A 25,069-nucleotide genomic window follows, 5' to 3' on the forward strand; every position below is an offset into this window, starting at 1 on the left:
GATTGAATAACTTGTTAATTTTAACAGGTCCTACAGGAATAGGTAAAACTGAAATTTCCCTAGATATTGCTGAAAAATTTAATTGCGAAATAATTTCAGCTGACTCTATGCAAATTTATAGGGGAATGGATATTGGGACTGCCAAATTAAATTTATGTTCAACTAATATACAACATCACTTAATTGATATTGTAAATCCTGATGAAGAGTTTTCAGTTTCAATGTTTCAAGATAAATGTAAAAAAACAATTTCCAATATTCAAGAAAAAAATAAATTACCCCTTATAGTTGGAGGCACAGGACTATATATTAATTCAATAGTTTATAATTTAAATTTTCAAAATACAAGTAAGGATTTAGAGTATAGAAATTATTTGGAATCACTTGTAGAGACTAATGGATTAGATAGCTTATATGAACAGTTAGTAAAAGCAGATAAAAATTTAGCCGAAACAATTGATAAAAATAATAAAAATAGAATAATAAGAGCTCTGGAAATTTTAAAATCATCAAAATCCAAAGAAGTCAGTAGATTTAGAGAAGAAAATAGTGAGTATAATCTACTTTATATTGGATTAAATATGGAAAGAGAAAATTTATATAAAAAAATTAATGAACGAGTTGAACAAATGATGGATAATGGACTTGTTCAAGAAACTAAAAAATTGTTAGATTTAGGTTATAGTAGAGATTTAAATTCATTTAAAGCTATAGGATATAGAGAAATTATAAGTTACCTATATAATGAAATAACTTTAGATGAAGCAATTGAACTAATTAAAAAAAATTCTAGACACTATGCTAAAAGACAGTTGACATGGTTTAGAAGAGACGAGAGAATTGTTTGGTTTGATAGGGAAGAAGAGGACTTAGAATATAAATTAATGAAACTAATAGGAGAAAAATTTGGAAATATTTAAAGATTTTATTTTTGACAATTATAAAATAGACAATAATATTTGTGATTTTGTAAATGAATGTGAAAAAATTTTAGAACATAGATTTGAGGAGTTAAGCTCAATAAGTCAATATAATCAAGTAAAAATTTTAAAAGCTATGCAGGATAGTAAATTACAATCAACTGATTTTAATTGGACTACAGGATATGGATATGGAGATGTAGGTAGAGAAAAGGTTGAAAAAATTTATAGTGATATTTTTTCAACAGAAGATGCTCTAGTTAGACCTAACATTGTAAGTGGTACCCATGCAATTTCTTTAAGCTTATTTGGAGTACTAAAACCTGGTGATCACCTCTTATCAGCTTCAGGAACGCCTTATGACACCTTATTAAAGGTAATAGGTATTACTGGAGATGAACCTGGAAATATGATGGATCAGAAAATTGAATATTCTGAAGTACCAATGAAAGACAATAAAATAGATTTTGAGGCTCTTAAAAAAGAAATTAAAACTAATACTAAAGTAATTATGTTACAGCGTTCTACCGGATATAGTGATAGAAAAGCTTTAAGTATAGAACTATTAGAAGAAGCAATTAAAAAAATCAAAAACTTTGCTCCTAATTGTATTGTATTTGTAGATAATTGTTATGGGGAGTTTACTGACATATATGAGCCTTCAAACTTTGGAGCTGATATAATTGCAGGATCGCTTATTAAAAATCCAGGTGGGGGTCTAGCTTACTCTGGTGGATATATAGTTGGTAAAAAAAAGTATATAGATTTAATTTCCAATAGATTAACAGCTCCGGGAATTGGAAAAGATTGTGGATTGACTTTTGGCACAACCAGACAAGTGTTACAAGGTCTTTTTATTGCCCCAAAAGTAGTAGAAGATGCCATTAAAGCAGCGCTTTTATTTTCTGTAGTATTTTCTAAATTGGGATATGAGTGTTTTCCTGACTATACAGAAAAACGCTCTGATATAATTCTATCTATTAAGTTAGATGATCCTGATAAATTATGTGAGTTCTGTAGAGCTATTCAGGAGTCATCACCTGTAGATTCTCACTATACTCCTGAACCTTGGGATATGCCGGGATATGATGACAAGGTAATAATGGCAGCAGGCGATTTTATTGAAGGGTCTTCTATTGAACTTTCAGCAGATGGGCCTATGAGAGAGCCGTATTACGTATACTATCAAGGTGGATTGACATATTATCATGCAAAATTTGCATTAATGAAAGTACTTGCCAACTTTAAGTTGAAAAACTATATAAAAATATAGGTTAATGTAAGTTTAAGTATATTAAGTATTATATTATTAGGAGGAAGTGAAATAGTGGGAATTAATTCAAATAAGTATACCTTTGGACCTTACAAAAAGGGAGAAAAAAACAAAATTACTGATGTAAAAGGGGTAAGAATAGGGCATGTTACATTGGATGATGGGGATATAAATACCGGTGTAACAGCAGTACTACCTCATGGTGGGGATATCTATAATGAAAAAGTCGTAGCAGCAGCTTCTATATTAAATGGCTTTGGAAAAAGTGTTGGACTAATACAAATTGATGAACTGGGCTCCATCGAATCTCCTATAATAATGACCAATACGCTTAGTGTTGGAACAGCATTAACTGCCAGTATTAAATATATGATGAGTAAGCACAAGGATATGGGAGCAAACTCTGGTGCAACAAACTGCATTGTAACTGAGTGTAATGATGGAGTTTTAAATGATATGAGAGGTCTACACGTTAAAGAGGAAGATGTAATTGATGCCATAGAAAATGCTTCATCTGACTTTAAAGAAGGAAGTGTCGGAGCTGGTCGTGGAATGATATCCATGAACTTAAAAGGTGGAATAGGCTCTTCTTCTAGAGTGATATCTTTTAATGAAAAAGAATATACAATAGGAACTCTAGTGCTTTCAAATACAGGAAATATAAAAGACTTTAGGATATGTGGCGACCCTATTGGTGAGAGAATGTACTTAGCAAGGAAAAAAAATAAAGAAGAAAAACTGGAACTGGAAAATGATGATATTAATGATAGGGAAAAGGGATCTATAATAATAGTCATAGCCACAGACCTACCAGCAAGTGATAGACAGTTAAAGAGAATAGCAAATAGAGCTTCTATAGCTTTAGGTAGAGTAGGCTCTTATATGGGCCACGGAAGCGGAGATATTGCAATTGCATTTTCTACATCAAATAAAATATTTGCCAACTCTGAAAATTCTATATTTAACACTCAAGTATTAGATGATGATAAAATTGATATTGTTTTTAAGGCAACTGTTGACTCTATTGAAGAATCAATTGTCAGCTCAATATATCACAGTGAGACAACTGTAGGAAGAAATGGCAAAATAATATACTCACTAAAAGACAATATGAAAAATGTAAATTTAGAATTAGATATATAATTAAATAAGATTAAGTATAAAAAATATAGAGCTATGTAATTTAGCTCTATATTTTTCTGTATAAACCTACAATTTTTCCTAAAATACTTAAGTCTTTTACAAAAATCGGTTCCATAAAATCATTTTCAGGTTGTAATCTATATCCATCTTTTTCTTTATAAAATGTCTTTATAGTAGATTCTTCGCCAATTAGAGCTAATACCATTTCACCATTTCTAGCAAAATCAGATTTCTCAATAATTACATAGTCACCTTCAAGAATACCGGCATTTATCATACTCTCACCACGAACTTTTAAAATGAATAAATTTTTATCCTGTGCAAAGTCTATGGGAAGAGGCTGCGTATCTTCTATGTTGTCATAGGCTAATATTGGCATACCAGCTGTGACACAGCCAACAATTGGTATATCCACAGTCTTCTTTTTAATCATTAAGAAATCATCGTTAGTGTCCATTATTTCAATAGCTCTTGGCTTTGTAGGATCTTTTTTTATATATCCCTTATTTTCCAGCCTTTCAAGGCTTCCATGCACTGTTGAAGTACTCTTAATTTCCAATTCTTGACAAATTTCACGAACAGTAGGTGGGTAACCTTTAGAATCAAGAGCTCTTTTTATAAACATAAGTACTTCTGTTTCTCGTTGAGTTAAGTCTTCGTACATAATTTACCTCCATTTTGAATTAATTCCATTATAACAAAAAAGAACAAACATTTCAAACGTTTGTTTAATAAAATGTATTGACAATAAATGTATGTTCGTATAAAATAAGAATAAGAACAAACATTCTGAACATATATTTATTTTTATATTTTATAAAAGAGAGGTTATTATTATGAATAAGAAGATTTATTTAAACAAATTTAGATGTATAGTTTTCTTGCTGGTAATATTTATTTTTGGGACAGGAGTACAAACTACAAACTTGTCAAATTATTTTAGTGATGAAAATATAAATGAAGTACAATCATATACTTATTATACAGTTAAAAAAAATGATACAATTTGGTCAATTGTAAGCGATAATTTTGCAATCAAGAGAGATAAAAGAGATTATGTTAACTTAATTACTGACTTAAATGACATTACTACTGACATCTATCCAGGTCAAACAATTATAATACCAAATGATATTTAACACAAAAATAGACACAAAATTATTATTTTGTGTCTATTTTTGTGTGCTTTTATATACTACTCTATCCAGTAAAACCTGAAACAAAAGTTTTTATAAACCATATTGTAACAGGTTGATAAATAATATCTACTAAAAACGCCCCTACTATAGGGACAATCATCATAGCTTTTCGAGACATACCATATTTTTCATTTAAGGCTGTCATATTTACAATAGCTGATGGTGTAGCACCAAGTCCATGACCACATAGTCCAGCGCACATAACTGCTGCATCGTAATTCTTCCCTAATATCCTAAATACAACAAAGTATGCAATTAATACCATAAATATTACTTGGCATACAACTACTAATAGTACTCCACCAACAAGACCTGAGAGTTCCCATAATTTTAATGTCATAAGTGCCAATGATAAATATAAATTCAACATTACATTTCCTATATTATCTACTAATGGAAAATCAAATTTATACATATGAAATTTTTCGTTTAAATTACGAACTATAACTGCCACAAACATAGCTCCTACATAACTAGGTAACTGTATGTCTTTTAATATATAAGTACTAACCCATCCGGCGATCATACTTCCAATTGCCATACATATCAATATTACTGATACATTTTTTATAATATCTAAATCTGATAATTTTTGCCCTGTATCTGCATTGATATCCGTAATTGATGTATCAAATTCTTCTGATTCATCGGGTTTTAAATGATTTTTTTCTATTAAACGCCTACCTAGTGGACCACCTACTAATACAGCAGAAATAAGACCGAATGTAGCAGCGGCAGCACCTACTAATGGAGCTATATCATATCCCATGTCAGCAAATGTCTGTCCATAAGACAAGGCTGCACCATGTCCACCTATCATTGATATAGAGCTTGCAAGAAGTGCATAAGGAGCTTCTAGCCCTGTCACTTTGGAAACTATTATTCCAATTGAGTTTTGGCAAATAGAAATAACTCCACATATTACCCAGTATATTAATAATAGTTTTCCTCCTTTTTTAAGTAAAGTAAAACTAGCACCTAGTCCAACTGTTGTGAAAAAAGCCAGCATAAAAGTATCTTGAAATATATTTTCGAAATTTACATTAAAAGACCCTGTGCTGTGCCCTATCCAAGTTATAAACATAAATATAAATCCACCAACAACTGGTGCTGGAATACAATATTTTTGAAGCATTTTAGATTTATTTACAACAAAATATCCTAAAAGTAAAAGTACTGCAGCAAATGCTAAAGTCATAATTGAGTCAATATTTATATTTAGTACATTATCAATTTTTTCTAATCCCATATTATACCTCCTAAATTATAAAAATTCATTATAAACTATATTGAATTTGCCTCCTTCAATAATCAACAGTAAATTTTAATTTACAATGATAATATTCATTTTAACATACTTCTTAATAATGTAACACTATTTTACAATATGATGAATAATATATTTTACTATTCAAATAATTTATATTAAATAACACTCTCTGACTATTAGATTTGTACTAATAATCAGAGAGTGTTATATTTATTTTATTAAGTTTAATTATTGGTTAAAATATTAGCATTGAAGCACATAAGATGACTACGTTTACTACTCCAATGAGAACCATAGGCTTAGTAACAAATTTTACCCAAGTTGTATAATTTACTCTTGCCATTTGAAGGCCACCCATTACCACACCTGATGTTGGAGTAACTAAGTTAATAAGTCCACATCCGCCACAGAATATCATTATCATTACTTCAGGGCTCATATTTAAATTAGCTGCTAAAGCACCCATTACAGGTATAGATACTGTTGCAAGTCCTGATGTGGATGGTATTAAGAATGATAAGAATAGATATAATGCATAAGAACCTATTACAAATACAATTGTATTTGTTCCACTTAGTGCATTAGATGCCCTATCAAGAATTAGTGCATCTATATGAGTGTTTTGCATTAAAACAGATACTGCACGTGATACTATTATTATTAAAACTACAGATAAAATATCAGCTGAACCAGCTACAAAGTTATCAACAATTTCACTTTCACTCATTCCGCCAATTATTGCAATAATTATTCCCATTATTAAGAACCACATTGCAAGTTCAGCAAAGTACCATTCTCCAAAGCTGGTTCCTGTTAAAACGGAAGTCCAACCATCAAAGATAGTAACACCTAAATCAGGCCAAGGAATAAGTGAAATTACCATAACTACAAATGTAAATGCAAAAACCAATAATACAGCCTTATGTTTACCCGTAAATTCAAGTTCTTTTTCTGTATGAGAACCAAACTCTCTTTCCATATCTTCTTGTTCTTGAAGAGAAAGTAAAGTTGATCCTTTATCACGTTGTACTTTTTTTGCATATTTTACAACAAAGTAAATACAAATAACAAGTGTTGTTAACCATAAAATAACACCTATCGGTAAAATAATTCCCCAATCAGATTCATATCCTGCACCTCTAAGTGCATCAACTGCAACACTTGTTGCAAAAGGGTTAACTGTAGAACCCAGTACCCCGGCTCCGGCACCTAAACAAATAGTACCTACTGCCACTAAGGAGTCAAATCCCGCTGCTACCATGGCTGATGTAACAATTGCATAAAACGCTACTGTTTCTTCTGCCATACCATAAGTAGAACCACCTATTGAGAATAAAGTCATTAATACTACAATTAAAAAAACTTCTTTCCCTTTACTATTTTTAACTAATCTTTGAATACCTGCATCTAGTGCTCCTGTTGCTGTTACAAGTCCTAAAAAACCTCCTAGTACAAGTACGAATATAGAAATATCTATTGCATCTACAAATCCATTATATGGAGCCATTACTAATGTAGGAAGATCTGCACCTACAACAGCTGAAACAGCTTCTTCTGCTCCTTTAGGCACTACTGGAGCAAATGTTTGTCCATCAAGAAATTTTGAAACTATAAAAATTATTATTAATATTATAAATAAAATACTAAATGAAGATATCGATTTTTTCTTTTTTTTGTTACCTTCCATTACTATCACCTCTTATTATTTTCTAATAACAGTTCCTGTCTCTCCCTTTATTGCCTCAGCAGCTTTTTCAAGTGAAGTGATAATTGCTATGGAGTCTTTTTTACTATTTTCAACAAATCGTTTACATGATTCAACCTTTGGAAGCATTGATCCCTTTGCAAATTGATCTTCTGCAATATATTTATTAACTTCATCTAAAGTTAGTGATGAAAGGTCTATTTGATCAGGTGTATTGAAGTTAATCGCAACCTTTTCAACAGCTGTTAAAACAACTAGCATGTCAGCTTCAAGTTCTAATGCAAGTTTTGCACTTGAAGAATCCTTATCTATTACAGCAGGAACGCCCTTTAATCCATCTTTAGTTTTTATTACAGGTATTCCGCCACCTCCAACTGTTATAACTATATTGCCATTGTTAACTATGCTTTTAATAATGTCAGACTCTACAATTTCTACAGGTTGAGGAGAAGCAACAACACGTCTATATCCCCTTCCTGAATCTTCAACAAATGTATATCCCTTTTCCTTAGCTATTTTTTCAGACTCTTCTTTAGAATAAAAAGACCCTATTGGTTTAGTAGGATTAGAAAAAGCTTTATCATTTTCATCAACAATAACTTGTGTAACAACAGTAGCACAAGATTTATCAATTTTTTGATTTTTTAGTTCATTTCCTATTGCTTGTTGCAAATGATATCCAATATATCCTTGGCTCATTGCACCACATTCAGGAAACGGCATGTAAGGTGTATTGACTTCACCTTGCGATGCATATTCCATCGCAAGGTTAATCATTCCAACTTGAGGACCATTTCCGTGACCAATCATTATTTCATAACCCTCTTTTAATAAATCTACAATTGGTTTAGCTGTATCTTTAACTAATTTCAATTGTTCTTCTGGAGTATTTCCAAGTGCATTTCCTCCAAGAGCGATTACAATTCTCTTTGTCATATTATTTTGTCCCCTTATTATTTTATTTTAATGTTGCATACATAATAGCTTTTATTGTATGCATTCTGTTTTCAGCCTCATCAAAAACTTTAGATTGTTTAGATTCAAAAACTTCATCTGAAACTTCCATTTCAGTTATATTGAATTTTTTAGCAATGTCTTGTCCGATAACTGTATTTGTATCGTGGAAAGATGGTAGGCAGTGTAAAAATATAGCATTTTTATCTCCCATTTCCATAACTTCCTTAGTTACTCTATAAGGTTCAAGAAGCTTAATTCTCTCTTCCCAAACTTCATCTGGCTCACCCATGGAAACCCAAATATCTGTATATATAGCATGAGCACCAGTGCAACCTTTTTTAACATCATCTGTTAAAGTTATAGTACTACCATTTTCTTCGGCAATTTGTCTACAAGTTTCTACTAACCCTTCTTCTGGCATTAATTCTTTTGGACCACAAGCAGTGAAATTAATTCCAAGTTTTGCAGATACTACCATCAATGAATTTGCAACGTTATTTCTTGCATCTCCCATAAATGTAAGGTTTAATCCCTTAACATTTCCTAGGTTTTCTTCCATTGTCAAAACATCGGCTAACATTTGAGTAGGATGAAATTCATCAGTAAGTCCATTCCAAACAGGAACGCCTGCTTTAGCAGCCATTTCTTCAACTAATTCTTGTGAATATCCTCTGTATTCGATTCCATCATAGAATCTACCTAAAACTCTTACTGTGTCTTCTACAGATTCTTTTTTGCCCATTTGAGAAGTTCCTGGCTCAAGATAAGTTACATTCATTCCCAAATCATAAGCTCCAACTTCAAATGAACAACGTGTTCTAGTAGAAGTTTTTTCAAATAAAAGTACAATGTTTTTTCCTTCTAAATATCTATGAGGCGTTCTAGATAACTTTAAATTTTTAAATTGTCTAGATAAATCTAATAAATATTTAATTTCTTCAGTGCTAAAATCTAATAATTTTAAAAAACTTCTTCCTTGTAAATTTACAGGCATTTATATCATCCTTTCAAAAAGCATATATCTTAAGATTAATCTTCTCTAATTAGTGGCATACTCATACATCTAGGACCTCCACGACCTCTAGATAATTCCGCACTTGGCATTACAAGTAAGTTTAATCCTTTTTCTTCTAATATTTTATTAGTAACGTCATTTCTTTCATATACTACAATTGTTCCCGGTCTTATACAAAGTGTATTAGAACCATCATTCCATTGTTCTCTTGCTGCAATAATTTCATCTCCACCGCCACAAGGAATTAAATCTACTTTTGTTTCAAGATAAGTTGAAAGTATATTTTCTAAAGTATCTTGAATCTCTACTACTTTAAGTTCATCTTTAACATCAGATTTTGTAATTTCAAATACTCTAAGAGTGCCTAAAATTTCTGGATGAACAGTAAATTTATCAACGTCAATTTGAGTGAATACTGTATCTAAGTGCATAAATGCTCTTTTAACAGGAATATCAAAAGCTAAAATCTTTTCAATTTTACAATCTGAATTATAGAATATATTTTTAGCTAGTAAATCTATTGCATCTGGTTCAGTTCTTTGAGAAATACCAATAGCTAAAATTTTATCGTTTAAGTTAAGAACATCTCCACCTTCTATATGGAAAGGAAGATCTCTATTGTAAAGCAATTCAATTTTTCCCTTGTATTCATTGTGATATTTAAATATATAATCCGAATATATAGTTTCTCTATTTCTTGTTTGAGAATACATTCTATTAAGAACTACTCCACTTCCTACTGAAGCAAATGGATCTCTTGTAAAGTAAAGGTTTGGCATTGGGTCTAAAACCATTTTAGACTTTTCTGAGTTAACTAAATCTATAAGTGAATTGCTTTTTTCAATATTTAATTCATTTAGATTTACACCTTCCATTGTTTTCAATACAAGTTCTTTATTATCCTTAATTGCATTTAAGTGATCAAAAAGAATTTTTTGATATCTTTCTGAGTGTATTCCTGCTTCTTCAATAAATTGTTTTAAAAATTGTTCTCTTAAACCTTGATTTTGTTCAAGAGTTTCAGCCATTAAATCTTCTAAATATACTACTTCTACGCCTTCATTTCTTAAAATATCAGCAAAAGCATCATGTTCCTCTTGAGCAACTTTTAAGAAAGGAATATCGTCAAATAAAAGCCTTTCTAGAGTATCTGGAGTTAAATTTAATAACTCTCTACCTGGTCTGTGAAGCAACACCTTTTTTAAAGGCTTAATCTCACTTGTTACGTTAATAACTGTCATAATTACAACCTCCTAAATAATATTTATATACTAAAAATTCTTACACAATAATTGTATACGAAAATGATTTCCTAAATGCGAAAAAGTTAATGAAAATAATTGTAAAAATGACTTAAATTAAAAATTCTAATCATAATCATATTGAATTTCCACGTTTTTTCTAAACTCTGATGGATTCATTTTCTTTAACTTAATAAAATGATTATTAAATGTCTTGGTGTTGTTATAACCTACTGTTATAGCAATATCGATTATTTTATTATTAGTATTTTTTAATAACTCACAGGCGTGATTAATTCTCAAATAGTTTATAAAATCATAAAAATTTTTTTCTAACACGTATAGCAGTATTTTATTCATTTCAATTACAGACATATTAAATTCTTTAGCTACTTCTGACTCAGTTATATCTTCTGTGAAAACGTTGGATATATATTTTATTAAATCATAAGTCACGTTTCGTTCATCTGAGCTTAACATATTTAATACATTTCTGTTAATTTTTCTATATTGATTTGGGGTTGTACCTATTCTTTTAGTAAAAAATTTTGAAAGATGTGAGGCATCATTAAATCCAACTAAGTCGGCAATCATATTTAAGGTAAACTCTGAATATAATAAAAAATCTATAGTTTTAACAAGTCTCATTTCATTTAGCAAGTCATGAAAAGTATTCCCTGTAATTTTTTGACAATATTTTGATAAACTTGATTCTGACATAAAAAACAAAGTTGATACAGATTTTAATGTTGGTTTTTCACTTAAGTGAGAATAAAGATATTTAAAAATAGTTGTCCTTTCATCAAAACTAGAATTATTGCTATTTTCAGGAAGAATATTAGTCTTTTGTTCGATTCTAATAAAATTTATTAATAATTCTACTATTTTATTTGTAATAAAAACATTAGAAAGAATTTTTTCTTTCTTAACATCTAAAATAGACTCTGCACTGACTTCATTTTTAATATCATTTGTAATTTTAATAAATTTTTTAGCCTCATGCTCGCTACAATAAATTATGGGATATTCTGATATTTCATTAAATATATCAAAACTGTCATTAAAAGAATTATATACAGACTTAATACTTTGATTAAAAAAGTTAAAATTGTATACAATTTTAATAAATTGTAAGGGCTCTTCTACTTCAGTAACTTCAGTTATTATCCAAGGCACAATTGCTACACAAGAGTTTGGAATTATTTTATATGAAACATCGTTGATTTTAAATGTGCCCTTCCCCTTTATGAAAAATAAAATACGTGACTCTTGATGCATTAAAGATTTTGTAGGCTCGTTTATTTGTTCAACATTGTATGAACAAATTTTTCTTTTATCAAAACTAGAACTGTATTGCGATTGCAATTCAGAAATACTATCCATCTGTAAGCCTCCTAATATTATTAATTGTTTATTTAATTTTATCACATTTTAGTAAAGTTATAAATTATAAACGTATAAAAAGCACATTAAAATGTATCCTCATTAATATCTGAAAGAGGATTACTTTCTACAGTTTGTTTTAAGTGTTTATTATTTATATGTGTGTAAATTTGTGTAGTTGTCACTGATTCATGACCTAAAATTTCCTGCAATGCTCTTATATCCGCGTTCCCATATTGATACATTAAGGTAGCAGCAGTATGTCTTAACTTATGGACAGTATATTTTGTAGGGTCAAGTCCTGACATTTTTATATATTTTTCTACCATTCTCTGTATAGCTCTATTACTCATTCTAGTATTTCTCATAGAGAGAAAAAGTGCCTTATCCTCAACGTCAGTTCTGTATTCAAAATGCTTATTGAGTGCTTGTATACAGGCTTCATTTAAATAAATTACTCTTTCTTTATTTCCTTTACCCTTAACCACCAGTGTATTATCATCTTTTATATCATCAACACTTAAACTTGATAGTTCAGATAATCTCATACCACAGTTTAAAAAAAGTGTTATTATAGCAAAGTCTCTATGCTTATACTTAGACTTTGAATTGTGAACTGTTTTTAATAAGTGAATAGACTCTTCTAAGGTTAAATATACAGGTATTGTCTTTTCGATTTTGGGCATATCAATATTTTCTACTGGATTAAAGTCTATTACATCTATTTTTGTAGAAAGATAATTAAAAAATGTTCTAATTGCTGAAATTTTTCTGTATTTAGTTTTATTTGAATTGTTTCTTCTATTTTCTAAAAATGCATTATAAGCATAAATATCTTGTTTATTTACTCCTTTAAGCACTTCAATATCAATATTATCAATATTAATTTCATTAAACTCTTCATTTTCAACAAAGCCTTTTCTCAATAGTATAAATCTTAGAAAAGTCCTTATATCGTAATAATATTCTCTTAATGTCGTCTCTGAAGCTCCCTTAGTAGTTTTGAGATAAGCTAAAAAATCATCTAATAAATTACTATAAATTATTTTTATCAACTCCTTATAAAAAAACAAACCTGCATATCTGCAGGTTTATTTATTTTGCATAGTCTATTGCTCTTGTTTCACGAATTACATTTACTTTAATTTGACCTGGAAAATCCAGTTCTGATTCAATTTTCTTTACTATATTTCTAGCAGTAATTGTAATATCTGCCTCTGAAATTTTTTCTGGTTTTACTATAATTCTAATTTCACGACCAGCTTGTACTGAATAAGATTTTTCTATACCATCAAAAGAATTTGCTATTTCTTCTAATTTTTCTAATCTCTTAATATACGATTCCACAGTCTCACGTCTTGCTCCTGGTCTAGCAGCGCTTATAGTATCTGCTGCTTGAACTAATACAGCTTCAACATACTTTGGTTCAACATCGCCATGGTGAGCTTCAATACAGTTTATAACTTGTTCTGATTCATTATACTTTTTAGCTAATTCAACTCCCAAATATACGTGTGGTTCTTCTACTTCATGGTCAATACTCTTTCCAATGTCGTGTAAAAGTCCCCCTCTTTTTGCAAGTTTTACGTCAGCACCAATTTCACTAGCTAAAATGCCAGCTATACTTGATACTTCAACTGAGTGTTTTAAAACGTTTTGTCCATAACTAGTTCTAAATTTAAGTCGTCCTAAATATTTAATTAATTCAGGATGTAATCCATGAACTCCTGCATCATATGCCGCTTGTTCTCCGGATTCTTTTATCATTATGTCTACTTCACTTTGAGCTTTTTCTACAGTTTCTTCTATTCTAGTAGGATGAATTCTACCATCTGATACTAATTTTTCCAATGCAATTCTAGCTACTTCTCTTCTAATTGGATCAAAACAGGATAACACTACTGCTTCCGGTGTATCATCAATAATTAAATCAACACCTGTTAAAGATTCAATAGCTCTGATATTTCTGCCTTCTCTACCAATTATTCTTCCCTTCATTTCATCATTGGGAAGAGTAACTACAGATACAGTACTTTCAGCAACTTGATCAGCTGCACATCTCTGTATTGCCTGAGAAATAACATTTCTAGCATATTTATTACTTTCATCTTTTATTTTTGCTTCATTTTCTCTAATTATAAGTGCGGATTCTTGTTTAATTTCCATTTCCAATTCTGATAGAAGAATTTTCTTTCCCTCATCTGCAGTTAAACCTGCAATTTTTTGAAGTTCTTCTTCTCTTTTAGAAATTAAAAGTTCAGCTTCTTCATCTTTACCTTTTAATTCTTCTAGTTTAGAAACTAAGCTTTCTTCCTTTTTTTCCAGTTGCAGAGCTTTTCTTTCTGTTGTTTCTTCTCTAGATAGTACTCTTTTTTCCAGTTGTTGAACTTCATTTCTTCTATTTTTAATATCATTGTCATTTTCAAGTCTTATCTTGTGAATTTCCTCTTTTGCTTCTAATAAAAGTTCTTTTTTCTTATTTTCAGCCGAGTGTTCAGCTTCTGTAATTATTTTTTTAGCAAGCTCTTCAGAATTGTTTATTTTACCTTCACCTATATATTTTCTAACAGCATAACCTATAGCTATACCAATGATTGAACATAAAATTATTATAAGAATATTTTGAAACATCTATACACCTCCCTATTTAGTTTTCAAGATTCAAATTTAATGTTTTAATTATAAATTCGTATGAAAATATTTTATATCTTTTAAAAAAATAAGTCAAGGTATTTAAATATTCACATTTGATTTTAAATTAATTTGCATCATTTTTTATGACCTTACTCTTTCCATTTTTTATCTCCACAGTATATGAGAGATCACATATTTGTGATAAGTGATTATTATGTGTAACCATAATTATTTGTCTTTTAAACATATTGGAAGATTGTTTTAAAAATTCTCCTAAATTAAATATATAATCATCGCTTACATGTTTGCCCGGTTCATCTAATAATATAGGACCTTCAATTATAGGTTTGTGAATTTGTATAAAAGCTAATCTCAAAGCTATAGAAATAATATCAACAACTCCCCCACCTCTAGATATTTCAGGTTTTGTCTTTACACTGTATCCATCATAATTTGAGATTACGTAAAATTCAGCTTGGGGAATATTTCTGCTTTCTGTTATTTCAATAACAAATTCTATATCTGTTTCAAATATAAACTGTAAGCACCTTGATACTAAATCTTCAATTTGTTTTTTAGCCTGAATTCTTCCATAACTAGATGTCTTTTGAAATAGTATAATTACTTTTGAAAGTATATCTTCATACTCTGTTAAAGATTTTAGCTTAGAATTTACTTCATCTAAGTTCTTTGAGATGACTTCTCTCTTTCCCTTATCTATATCTATTTTCCTCTGTAATTTTAAAATTTCTTCATTTAACAAGTTAATATCCATTTTAATCTCTCGGTATTAATTTTTCTGCTTCATCAAATAAATTATCTATTTCTTTTTTTAAATTATCTATTTCTGAATCTAAGTTTTCCGGCTCAATTCCCAAGTCTTTTATTTCCTTTATTAAAATTTCTTTTTGAACGTTTAATTGTTCAAGCCTAGCCTCAGCTTTGTATTTTAAGTTCTTAGCTTTTTCAAGTTCATCTTTAAGTATGTTTAAATTTTCTTCATAATTCATATTACACCTCATAATGTTCTTTTATATGATCTAAAGTATCTTTATCTATTTTGCTATGGCAGAGAGGACAATATCCTAAATTTAACAATACATTGTTATATTCATCAGTTTTTTCTTTTAAAGAATACTTATAAAATTCAACTTTATTTTGTAAGTTCTTTATTTCATTCTTGGAATTATTGTAATTTAAATTCATTCTCTCTAATTTTTCATATAGAGAAAGTTTTGAATTAATACTATTTTTTATCTCAACTAAGGAATTTAAATTTTTAAATTTTAATAAGTAATTTTCTCCAACTGACAAACTTTTTGAATTGCTTACATATTTTTCTCTATATGAAACAATTACCTGATATTTTAAAATTTTTTCACTTAGCGTATTTTTTATTAAATAAATTTGGTCAATATCTTTAAATTTAGTTACTATATCTCTATCTAAGTTAATAGAGGAATTTATATTTTCATATCTTTTTCTTTGAGAATAATTAAGTGAGTATTTACTTATATTTTCATCTAGTCTTAGAGTAATTTCTTCTAATTTGGAAACATAATCTAAAGAATCAATTAACTTCATATTTAGAACAATATTTTTATTACTATTATTTAATCTATTAAAGGCATTTAAATAAATTGTATATTTACTTAGATTAGAATTTATTTTAATATAAATATCATTTAATTTGTCAATATATTTATACTTTTTTAAAGTTTTATTAATATTATCAATTTCTTTGTTGCTGTTTAAATATTGATTTCTAAGAGAAGTCACAATCTCAACTTTTTTTTGCATTTTAGTAATTTCACTATTAATTAAGGATAATTTTTTTAGTTTTATTTCATATTCATCTATATACTCAAATTTTTTTAACTCTTCTGTTAGTTCTTCTTTGTTAATATTTAATAATTTAATATCTGAATTAATAGTTTTATTGTCTCTTACAGTATCTCTTAATGCATCATCAACATAGTTAACACCAATTAGTCTTCCTATTGCACTAGCTCTTAAAGAGGATTTTTCATTTAACAAAAAAGGACCTTCTAATTGTTCGGAAATATTTATAATACTTGTTTCCTTGTTGTCTAAATTTATTTTATACATTCCTATTTCTTCTTTTATTTCCTTGGGAACATCTATGCCAAATCCATCAAAAGTAAATTCTTCTCCATTAAATTTTTTTAAATAATATGTGTTTTTAGAAGCAGAACGATATCTTCTTACTATTGCTCCTGTGTTGAAATATACGCTTACAGATACATATTTGCTACCTTCTCTAATAAAATAGTTACCTAGCGGCTCATTGTAAAGAGCCCATTTGATAGCTCTTAAAACAGCTGTTTTACCACTATCTGAGTTTCCCAATATAACATTTAGTCCCCTATCAAATTCAATAGTACTGTTTTCATGAGATTGAAAATTATTTAGTTCGAGTTTAGTAATAAAAATCATGAAAATTCAGCCCCTTTAATTTGTATTTCTTGGACTCTTCTTATAGCTTCTTTTTTTACTTTGTCATCTATAGATTCATTTATAGATATTTGAGTTAAAAGTTCATATATGTCTAAACTGTTAAAATTTGAACTGGAGTCAATTATTTCTTTAAATTCAAATATTTTATCTTGTTTAAATTTATGTCTTTCAATTTCACTTCTATCAAGAACTAGATCACCGGAAAGTGCACTTTCTAAATATATATCTTTAATTGTTATAGAGTCGGTTAATTCTATAATTACAACTTTAGGTCTTCTTTTAAGCTCTATTAAGCTGTTTGATATTCTTACTATAGCTCCAGGATTAATAAAGTATTTATTGTCAATTTTAACAGTGTTAAATCCATAGTGATAGTGTCCACCTAGAGTTATGTCAGCCAAAGTATCCGAGATATCACTTATTAAAGTATGTGGAATGTGCTTTAAAAATGGTTTATCCACTAAAAACCCATGAGTCATGTGAATCATGTAGTCAACATCATTGTTTTTTTCAGTTACTTTGTACTTATCAATATTAATTTTTTCATCAATGCCATAACTATAAGGATTTGAAGTTAGTTGCACAGAAATATTATCTTTTTTTAAAATTATTTTATTATCATTTACCAGATTTAATATACCTAAGTTAGACAATAATCCAAGCATTGTTCTATTAATAGTATTTGTATTATGTCCAAATATATCGTGATTTCCACTTACTATATAAATAGGGCATTGAAACTTATTAAATATTTTAAAAAAATCAGATACTAAAGATATTGGAGTATCCGGTCTATCAAAAAGATCTCCACCATGCAAAATATAGTCGACATTTTCGCTAATGCTAATATCGACTATTTCGCTAGTTTTTTGTTTTAGTGTCTCATAAAAGTTATCTAACCTATTTTTGGGATTAGTAGATCTCAAGTGGCTATCTGTAAAATATAATAACTTCAATATATCACAACCTTATTTTTTGTCTTCTGTGTTTTTTTCTTCAGATTCTTCAGTTTTATTGGAAGGTTTCACACTATAAAATTCTCTTATTTTCATTTCAATTTCTCTGGCAATATCGGGATTTTCCACTAAGTATTCTTTAGCAGTTTCTCTACCTTGTCCAATTTTATGTTCATTATAACTGTACCAAGACCCAGATTTATTTATTACGTCAATTTGTGCACCAATGTCAACTAAATTTCCCTCTTTAGAAATTCCCTTTCCATACATTATATCAAATTCAGCTTGTTTAAAAGGTGGAGCTACTTTATTTTTAACAACTTTTACTCTGACTCTATTACCGATGATATTTTCACCTTGTTTTAAATTTTCTGTCTTTCTAATTTCCAACCTAACTGTAGCATAAAATTTTAATGCTCTTCCACCAGTAGTTACTTCCGGATTTCCAAACATAACTCCAACCTTTTCTCTTAATTGGTTTATAAAAATAACTGAAGTTTTAGACTTGCTTATAGCTCCGGTAAGTTTTCTTAGGGCTTGAGACATAAGCCTAGCTTGTAGCCCTATGTGAGTGTCACCCATTTCTCCCTCTATTTCAGCTCTTGGAACTAAAGCTGCAACCGAGTCTACAATAACAACATCAACAGCATTACTTCTAACTAGAGACTCTGTAATTTCTAAAGCTTGTTCACCAGTATCAGGTTGCGAAATAATTAAATTTTCTGTATCAACACCTAAGTTTTTAGCATATGCTGGATCAAGGGCGTGTTCAGCATCAACAAAAGCTCCTATCCCACCTGTTTCTTGCGCTTGAGCTAATATGTGCAGTGCTAGCGTTGTCTTACCTGAAGATTCCGGACCATAGATTTCAATAATTCTGCCTCTCGGAATTCCGCCAACACCTAGAGCTAAATCAAGAGCTAATGCTCCTGTTGGTATTGTTTCAATATCTAGAATTGGATCAGTCCCTAACTTCATAATTGACCCTTTACCATATTGTTTTTCAATTTGTGCAATTGCTAAATCTAAGGCCTTTTTTTTATTTTCGTTATCCATTTTTTTCCCCTTTTTTATCTAAATTTAATAGTAAATGAGTTATTACTGTATCAGAAACTCTTTCTTGTATTTCATTCCTACTTCCCTTAAAAAAGTGTTCTTTTATCTCATAAAAGTCCTTGTAGTAGTAGCAAATAAAAACAGTACCTACTTCTTTTTCACTTGAAATTGGACCGGCTTCTCCAGTAGTAGCTACTGCAATATCACATAATCCAAGATTGTATAGCCCTTTTGCCATTTCTAGGGCAGTCTGTTCACTAACAGCTCCAAATTCTTCTAAAGTACTATTTGAAACCCCCAGTATTTTATGTTTAGATTCATTTGAATAACTTACAACTGAATTTTTCAAAATTTTGGAAGCTCCATTTACACTGGTTAGTTTAGAAGATAGTAGCCCTCCGGTAATAGATTCGGCAAAACTTATTTTAAGATTTTTTTCTGTAAGTTTTTTAACTAAAACTTCCTTTGGTTTAGTATTATTTTCAGAATATAAGTGTTCTCCAAATGTAATGTGTAGTTTTTCAACTATTTCTCTTACTTGATAAACTAAATGTTCCTTGTCAGTTCCTTCTGCTATTATTTTTATTTCAGTATCATAAAAATGAGCAAATGTATTTATAGAAATTTCATTATTTTCTAATTTTAAATGCCTTATAGTCTCCTCTACAGAAGATTCACCTAATCCAGCTATATTTAGAGATTTAACTATGATTTCATTGTTTTCAGCTATATTATCTTTTAAATAATAATCAACCATAGGTTCAAATTCCTTTGGAGGTCCCGGAAATAAAAACACTTTTTTATTTCCATATTCTATTATTTCTCCAGGGGCTGTTCCCCATTTATTATCTAGTATTTTTGAACCTTCTATTACATAAGCTTGTTTTTTATTATTAGATGTCATCGGCCTTTTTAATTTATTAAATCTATCTACTAATTTTGTATATTGAACATCATCTAACACTAAATTTTTATTTAAAACATCTGCCAGTGCTTCTTTTGTCATATCATCCTCTGTAGGGCCTAAACCTCCACATAAAAACAACACATCTACTTTTTTAATCATATCCCTTATCTCAATAGAAAGTTCCTTAAAATCATCTCGTATTGATAGTTGGTGGCTTACGTGAACTCCTAGTTCTGATAGTTTTTCTGATAAGTATTTAGAATTAGTATCCAATATACTACCTATTAAAATTTCAGTACCTATAGTAATAATTCCTGCTTTCATACATTTCTCCTAAATATTGTCTAAGTCTAACACGTTTTTATTTTTAATAAAATAATCTACTCCCGATAAAACAGTAAAGAACACAGCGATGTAAAAGAATATTAAACCTATCAAATGCAAACTACTTATATTTGTAAGCAATATAATCATAGATACAAGTTGAGATATGGTTTTAACTTTACCAAGCTTACTTGCTGCAATAGTAATATTTTCTGAAGCTGCTATAATTCTAAGACCTGTAACGGAAAATTCTCTGGATATTATTATTATAACTCCCCAGCCAGGTATAGATCCAAGTTCAGTTAATGTTATTAAAGCTGCACATACTAATATTTTATCAGCTAGTGGATCTGCAAACTTTCCAAAATTAGTAACCAGTTTATTTTTTCTAGCTAAGTATCCATCTAAAAAGTCTGTAAAAGAAGCTATAGAAAATATAAGTGTTGCTACTAGCTTAGAATATTTAAAATCAACGTACATAAAAATAACAAATATAGGAACCATTAAAATTCTTAAAAATGTTAACTTGTTAGGTAAATTCATAGTAACTCTCCTATTAAATCATATTCCAGAGATTCTTTAATTTTAACTTTTACAAAATCTCCTATATTTAACTTTTCATTTGTCTCTATATAGACCACACCATCAATTTCAGGTGAGTCCATATAGCTTCTGCCTGTATATATATTTCCACTTTCTTTTTCTTCAATTAATACTTCGAAAGTTTTATTTACATTTTTCATCAATAGAGAACTTGACATATATTGTTGATTATCTAACAGCTTATCTCTTCTACTTAATTTAACGTCTTCATCTATTTGATCAGCCATATTATAAGCAGAAGTTCCCTCTTCTCTGGAATAGGTAAATGCTCCCAGCTTATCAAATTCAAAATTTGTGACAAAGTCTAGCAATTCATTAAAGTCACTATCTGTTTCTCCTGGAAATCCTACTATTAAAGTTGTCCTAATCACTATATTGCGAACTTTTAATCTCAGTTTAGTTAGAAGGTTTTCTATATCAAGCTTATTAGTTTTTCTATTCATTTCTTTTAAAATATGGTTACTGATATGTTGTAATGGAATATCAACATATTTTAAAAGCTTTTCATTTGTTCTAAACTCTTCTATAAGCTCATCTGTAAAATTGTCAGGGTATAAGTACATAACTCTAATCCATTTCAAATCTTTAATTTCTGATAATTTAGAAATTAAAGAATGTAGTTTATATTCTCCATAGTTGTCAATTCCATAGTCGGTAGTGTTTTGTGCAATTAGTATTATTTCTCTAGTTCCATTTTCTACAAGATAATTTACTTCATCATAGATATCTTCAATTTTTCTAGACCTATTTCTACCTCGAAGTTTTGGAATTATACAGTAAGAACAATTGTTATTACATCCCTCTGATATTTTAATATATTCAGTAACATTAACATCTTTTTTGTTATAACCTTCTAAAAATTCACTATTTAGGTTGTCTATACTTATGGCTTTTTCACCAGTAAGAGCATTATTTATTACATCATTTAATTCTAACAGATTTCCAGTGCCAAGAATTCCATCAACTTCTGGAATTTCATTTAATAAATCTTCGGGATATCTCTGTGCAAGACAACCTGCTAAAATTATTTTTTTACACTTGGCTGTTTTTTTATAAGTAGCCGCTTCAAGTATTGTATCTATAGATTCTTCTTTAGCAGAATCTATAAAAGCACACGTATTAATAACTATTACTTCTGAATCATTTATATTTTTAGAAACTAGAAATTTTTTATTATCTAATACATTTTGCATTAACGAAGTGTCCACGTCATTTTTTGAACAGCCTAGAGTAAGAAAAAATACATTATACATCTTTTTCCTCCATCATTTGATCTACCTCTTCTTTACTTAGTAGCAATTTCCTAGGTCTTGAACCCTCGTGAGGCCCTAATATGCCAAATTCTTCCATTTGATCAACTATTCTAGCAGCTCTTGAATATCCAATTCTAAGCTTTCTCTGTAAGAAAGAAATAGAGGCTTGTTCATCATTTAAAATAAATTCAAGTGCATCTTCAAAGAGAGGATCTTTATCATCTAAAACTTGCTTAGACTTTTCTTCTAAGTTTTTATTTATTTCAGTTTCATAATTATTTTCTATATTTGAATTAGCTTTTACAAAATCAACTACCGCTTCAACTTCTTCATCACTAATAAATGCCCCTTGAACTCTCACAGGTTTTGAATAAAAACTTGGATAGAAAAGCATATCTCCCTTGCCTATTAATTTTTCAGCTCCAGAAAAATCCAATATAGTTCTTGAATCAATTGCAGATGATACAGAAAATGCAATTCTGGAAGGAATATTTGCCTTGATTGTACCAGTAATTACATCTACAGAGGGTCTTTGTGTTGCTAAAATCAAATGTATTCCAGCAGCTCTTGCCATCTGTGCTAGTCTAGCAATATAATCTTCAACTTCTCTAGCAGCAACCATCATTAAATCAGCTAACTCGTCTACTATAATAACTATTTGAGGAAGTTTTTCTTCTGTTTTATTTAATTTGCCCATTTTTTTATTAAAGGATGCTAAATCTCTTACAGTATTTTCTGCAAAGACTTTATATCTCTTTTCCATTTCACCAACTGCCCAATTTAAAGCAAAAGCAGCTTTTTTAGGATCTGTTACAACTGGAATAAGTAAGTGTGGAATTCCATTGTATATATTCAACTCCACAACTTTAGGGTCTATTAGCATTAACTTCACATCTTTTGGAGATGATTTATAAATTAAGTTTACAATTATTGTATTTATACATACAGATTTTCCAGAACCTGTGGCACCTGCAATTAATAAATGCGGCATTTTATCAATAGTTGACATAACTACAGAACCTGATACATCTTTTCCTAAAGCCAATGGTAAATTAGATTTTAGATTTTTAAATTCTTCAGTTTCAATTATTTCTCTTATTGTTACAGCTTCTTTATTTTTATTGGGAACTTCAATTCCCACAGCTGATTTACCTGGAATTGGCGCTTCTATTCTAATATCCGAACTAGCAAGACTCATTGATAAGTTATCATTTAGTGAAACTATTTTACTAAGCTTTACTCCAGGAGCAGGTTCTAATTCATAGCAAGTAATAACCGGTCCTTTATTAATTGCAACTATTTTTGAATCTATTCCAAAATTATTCATAGTTTGTTCTATAATTTTCCCATTTTCCATAATTTCTTTGTTGGAAATTGAAGTCTTACTTAAATTTGAATTTAAAATTTCAACTGGAGGAAAAACATATTCCTCATCTGTTTCTATAAATGTCAAATCATCACTTTCATCTACAACTAAATCTTCTTCAACTATATTTTCATCTATAAATCCATCTTTTGGTAAATTTATTTCTGTATCTTCAACTTCACTTATGACATTATCATCTTTAGATGAAGTACTATCTCTAATTATAATGTTTTTTTCTGAAATATTTTCTTTTTGTTGTTCTTTATTTTTAGCTTTTTCAGCTTTTTTAATTTTTCTGTTTTCTTTAAATTTACTGTAATTTGTTAATTGTAAGTTTAAATAATTTTTTATTGAGTCAAAACTTTGTCCAGTAATAATAAAAACATTTATTAAAATGACAATAAAAAGTAGCACGTATGTTCCAATAGAACCAAAGAGCTTGTATAGGAAAAATCCTAAAACAGCTCCAATAACTCCACCAGAAGAAGCTATGGTTGAGTATTCAATTGATAAATTAATTCTATCAATTAATGTTAATTCAGACGTTTTTGTGCTATCTAAAATTACTAAAATACACAGCGAAATTATAATACTAGAAATAAAATATTTTTTATTGTCTTTTTTATGATTTTTGCTATTAAACATAAATCCAAAAAAAATAAATAAAACAGGAAAAATAAAATTACCTCTTCCACCTAAAAAAGAAAAACTACGATATAACATTAAACCTATTATTCCCATTTTATTGCTAAAAATACTAATTAATGACAATATTCCAAAAACAATTAAAAAAACACTAATAATTTCTCTATTTATTACAATACTATTCTTTTTTTTTGCCTTTTTCTTTTTTTTCGTACTCAAATAAACACCTCATAATAATTATATCATAAACACATCTTAACTGCTATTACACGCCAGTGTGTCCAAATCCACCATCTTGTCTAGAAGTGTTTTCTAATTCATTTACAACTTCAATATCAGCTCTTTCATATTTAATTACTACTAATTGTGCTATCCTATCTCCATGGTTTATTTCAATGTCTTCTTTTCCTAAATTTACAACTATTACTTTTAATTCACCTCTATAATCCGAGTCTATTGTTCCAATGCCATTGGGAAGAGATAGACCTTTTTTTAAAGCTAATCCTGAACGTGCTCGTATTTGAGCTTCATATCCTAGAGGAAGTTCAATATAAATACCTGTAGGTATAAGTGCTCTGTCTAAACTTTTCAATACTATTTTTTCGTCTAAATTTGCCTGTAAATCCATACCTGAGGAACCTTCTGTTTGATATTTCGGTATATTATTTTTACTTTTATTTAAAATTTTAATTTTCATAGAATTCTCCTTTAAAAAAATCGGGATAGACTATTATCCCAAAA

23 protein-coding genes are annotated in these 25,069 nt (G+C 29.2%); 4 read left to right on the top strand and 19 right to left on the bottom strand.

What is annotated here, in order from left to right; translation table 11 throughout:
- Positions 1-2 precede the first annotated feature (2 nt).
- Genes miaA through BUB47_RS00470 form a run of 3 tightly spaced genes read left to right on the top strand, consistent with a single transcriptional unit; the run spans position 3 to position 3,336 of the window.
- Positions 3-920 (top strand): tRNA (adenosine(37)-N6)-dimethylallyltransferase MiaA, encoded by a 918-nt coding sequence (gene miaA, locus BUB47_RS00460; protein ID WP_073182753.1) that lies wholly within the window; start codon positions 3-5, stop codon positions 918-920.
- Positions 907-2,193, top strand: coding sequence for a methionine gamma-lyase family protein (locus tag BUB47_RS00465; protein ID WP_073182755.1), 1,287 nt, complete (start codon positions 907-909; stop codon positions 2,191-2,193). Before miaA ends, BUB47_RS00465 begins: the two co-directional genes overlap by 14 nt.
- Before the next feature lie 54 nt (positions 2,194-2,247).
- Positions 2,248-3,336 carry a P1 family peptidase gene (locus BUB47_RS00470; RefSeq protein ID WP_073182756.1) on the top strand — a complete coding sequence of 363 codons (1,089 nt, stop codon included), beginning with the start codon at positions 2,248-2,250 and terminating at the stop codon, positions 3,334-3,336.
- 46 nt (positions 3,337-3,382) lie between these two features.
- Here the strand turns inward: BUB47_RS00470 and lexA are convergent, their stop codons facing one another.
- Positions 3,383-4,000: a transcriptional repressor LexA gene (gene lexA, locus BUB47_RS00475; protein WP_073182758.1), complete on the bottom strand. Its 618-nt coding sequence runs from the start codon at positions 3,998-4,000 to the stop codon at positions 3,383-3,385.
- Between the two features lie 172 nt (positions 4,001-4,172).
- On the opposite strand from lexA, the gene BUB47_RS00480 reads away from it, so the two are divergent.
- The gene (locus BUB47_RS00480) at positions 4,173-4,475 is read left to right on the top strand and encodes a LysM peptidoglycan-binding domain-containing protein (protein ID WP_073182760.1); all 303 of its coding nucleotides are present in this window, start codon (positions 4,173-4,175) and stop codon (positions 4,473-4,475) included.
- Positions 4,476-4,536: 61 nt separating this feature from the next.
- Here BUB47_RS00480 and gltS read toward each other — a convergent pair whose 3' ends face one another.
- From gltS to dut, 18 genes are all read right to left on the bottom strand, one after another.
- Positions 4,537-5,784, bottom strand: a complete 1,248-nt coding sequence (gltS, locus tag BUB47_RS00485; RefSeq protein WP_073182761.1) for a sodium/glutamate symporter — start codon at positions 5,782-5,784, stop codon at positions 4,537-4,539.
- 256 nt (positions 5,785-6,040) lie between these two features.
- A complete protein-coding gene (locus tag BUB47_RS00490) occupies positions 6,041-7,492 on the bottom strand; it encodes a YfcC family protein (RefSeq protein ID WP_073182763.1) in 1,452 nt (483 codons plus the stop codon).
- A gap of 15 nt (positions 7,493-7,507) precedes the next feature.
- Positions 7,508-8,446, bottom strand: a complete 939-nt coding sequence (arcC, locus tag BUB47_RS00495; protein ID WP_073182764.1) for a carbamate kinase — start codon at positions 8,444-8,446, stop codon at positions 7,508-7,510.
- A gap of 22 nt (positions 8,447-8,468) precedes the next feature.
- Positions 8,469-9,461 (bottom strand): ornithine carbamoyltransferase, encoded by a 993-nt coding sequence (gene argF / locus BUB47_RS00500; protein ID WP_073182766.1) that lies wholly within the window; start codon positions 9,459-9,461, stop codon positions 8,469-8,471.
- A gap of 35 nt (positions 9,462-9,496) precedes the next feature.
- Complete coding sequence (gene arcA, locus BUB47_RS00505; protein ID WP_073182767.1) at positions 9,497-10,723, bottom strand: arginine deiminase; 1,227 nt, start codon at positions 10,721-10,723, stop codon at positions 9,497-9,499.
- 126 nt (positions 10,724-10,849) lie between these two features.
- Complete coding sequence (locus tag BUB47_RS00510; RefSeq protein ID WP_073182768.1) at positions 10,850-12,106, bottom strand: AraC family transcriptional regulator; 1,257 nt, start codon at positions 12,104-12,106, stop codon at positions 10,850-10,852.
- An 86-nt stretch (positions 12,107-12,192) separates the two neighbouring features.
- A complete protein-coding gene (locus tag BUB47_RS00515; RefSeq protein WP_073183377.1) occupies positions 12,193-13,152 on the bottom strand; it encodes a tyrosine recombinase XerC in 960 nt (319 codons plus the stop codon).
- Positions 13,153-13,201: 49 nt separating this feature from the next.
- A complete protein-coding gene (gene rny / locus BUB47_RS00520) occupies positions 13,202-14,737 on the bottom strand; it encodes a ribonuclease Y (protein WP_073182769.1) in 1,536 nt (511 codons plus the stop codon).
- Positions 14,738-14,864: 127 nt separating this feature from the next.
- Complete coding sequence (locus BUB47_RS00525) at positions 14,865-15,515, bottom strand: AAA family ATPase (protein WP_073182770.1); 651 nt, start codon at positions 15,513-15,515, stop codon at positions 14,865-14,867.
- Position 15,516: 1 nt separating this feature from the next.
- A complete protein-coding gene (locus BUB47_RS00530; protein WP_073182771.1) occupies positions 15,517-15,750 on the bottom strand; it encodes a hypothetical protein in 234 nt (77 codons plus the stop codon).
- 1 nt (position 15,751) lies between these two features.
- Positions 15,752-17,197, bottom strand: a complete 1,446-nt coding sequence (locus tag BUB47_RS00535) for an AAA family ATPase (RefSeq protein ID WP_073182772.1) — start codon at positions 17,195-17,197, stop codon at positions 15,752-15,754.
- Positions 17,194-18,174, bottom strand: coding sequence for a metallophosphoesterase family protein (locus BUB47_RS00540; RefSeq protein ID WP_073182773.1), 981 nt, complete (start codon positions 18,172-18,174; stop codon positions 17,194-17,196). The genes BUB47_RS00535 and BUB47_RS00540 overlap by 4 nt, the downstream gene beginning before the upstream one ends.
- 12 nt (positions 18,175-18,186) lie before the next feature.
- The gene (recA, locus tag BUB47_RS00545) at positions 18,187-19,230 is read right to left on the bottom strand and encodes a recombinase RecA (RefSeq protein ID WP_073182774.1); all 1,044 of its coding nucleotides are present in this window, start codon (positions 19,228-19,230) and stop codon (positions 18,187-18,189) included.
- Positions 19,223-20,461 carry a competence/damage-inducible protein A gene (locus tag BUB47_RS00550; protein WP_073182775.1) on the bottom strand — a complete coding sequence of 413 codons (1,239 nt, stop codon included), beginning with the start codon at positions 20,459-20,461 and terminating at the stop codon, positions 19,223-19,225. Before BUB47_RS00550 ends, recA begins: the two co-directional genes overlap by 8 nt.
- A gap of 9 nt (positions 20,462-20,470) precedes the next feature.
- Positions 20,471-21,004 (bottom strand): CDP-diacylglycerol--glycerol-3-phosphate 3-phosphatidyltransferase, encoded by a 534-nt coding sequence (gene pgsA, locus BUB47_RS00555; RefSeq protein WP_073182776.1) that lies wholly within the window; start codon positions 21,002-21,004, stop codon positions 20,471-20,473.
- Positions 21,001-22,317 (bottom strand): 30S ribosomal protein S12 methylthiotransferase RimO, encoded by a 1,317-nt coding sequence (gene rimO, locus BUB47_RS00560; RefSeq protein ID WP_073182777.1) that lies wholly within the window; start codon positions 22,315-22,317, stop codon positions 21,001-21,003. The genes pgsA and rimO overlap by 4 nt, the downstream gene beginning before the upstream one ends.
- Positions 22,310-24,547: an FtsK/SpoIIIE family DNA translocase gene (locus tag BUB47_RS00565; RefSeq protein ID WP_073182778.1), complete on the bottom strand. Its 2,238-nt coding sequence runs from the start codon at positions 24,545-24,547 to the stop codon at positions 22,310-22,312. Before BUB47_RS00565 ends, rimO begins: the two co-directional genes overlap by 8 nt.
- 46 nt (positions 24,548-24,593) lie before the next feature.
- Entirely contained in the window at positions 24,594-25,025 is a 432-nt protein-coding gene (dut, locus tag BUB47_RS00570) for a dUTP diphosphatase (RefSeq protein WP_073182779.1), read from the bottom strand.
- Between the last annotated feature and the right edge of the window lie 44 nt (positions 25,026-25,069).

Origin of the sequence: Anaerosphaera aminiphila DSM 21120, assembly GCF_900129925.1 — a bacterium.
Lineage (GTDB): Bacteria > Bacillota > Clostridia > Tissierellales > Peptoniphilaceae > Anaerosphaera > Anaerosphaera aminiphila.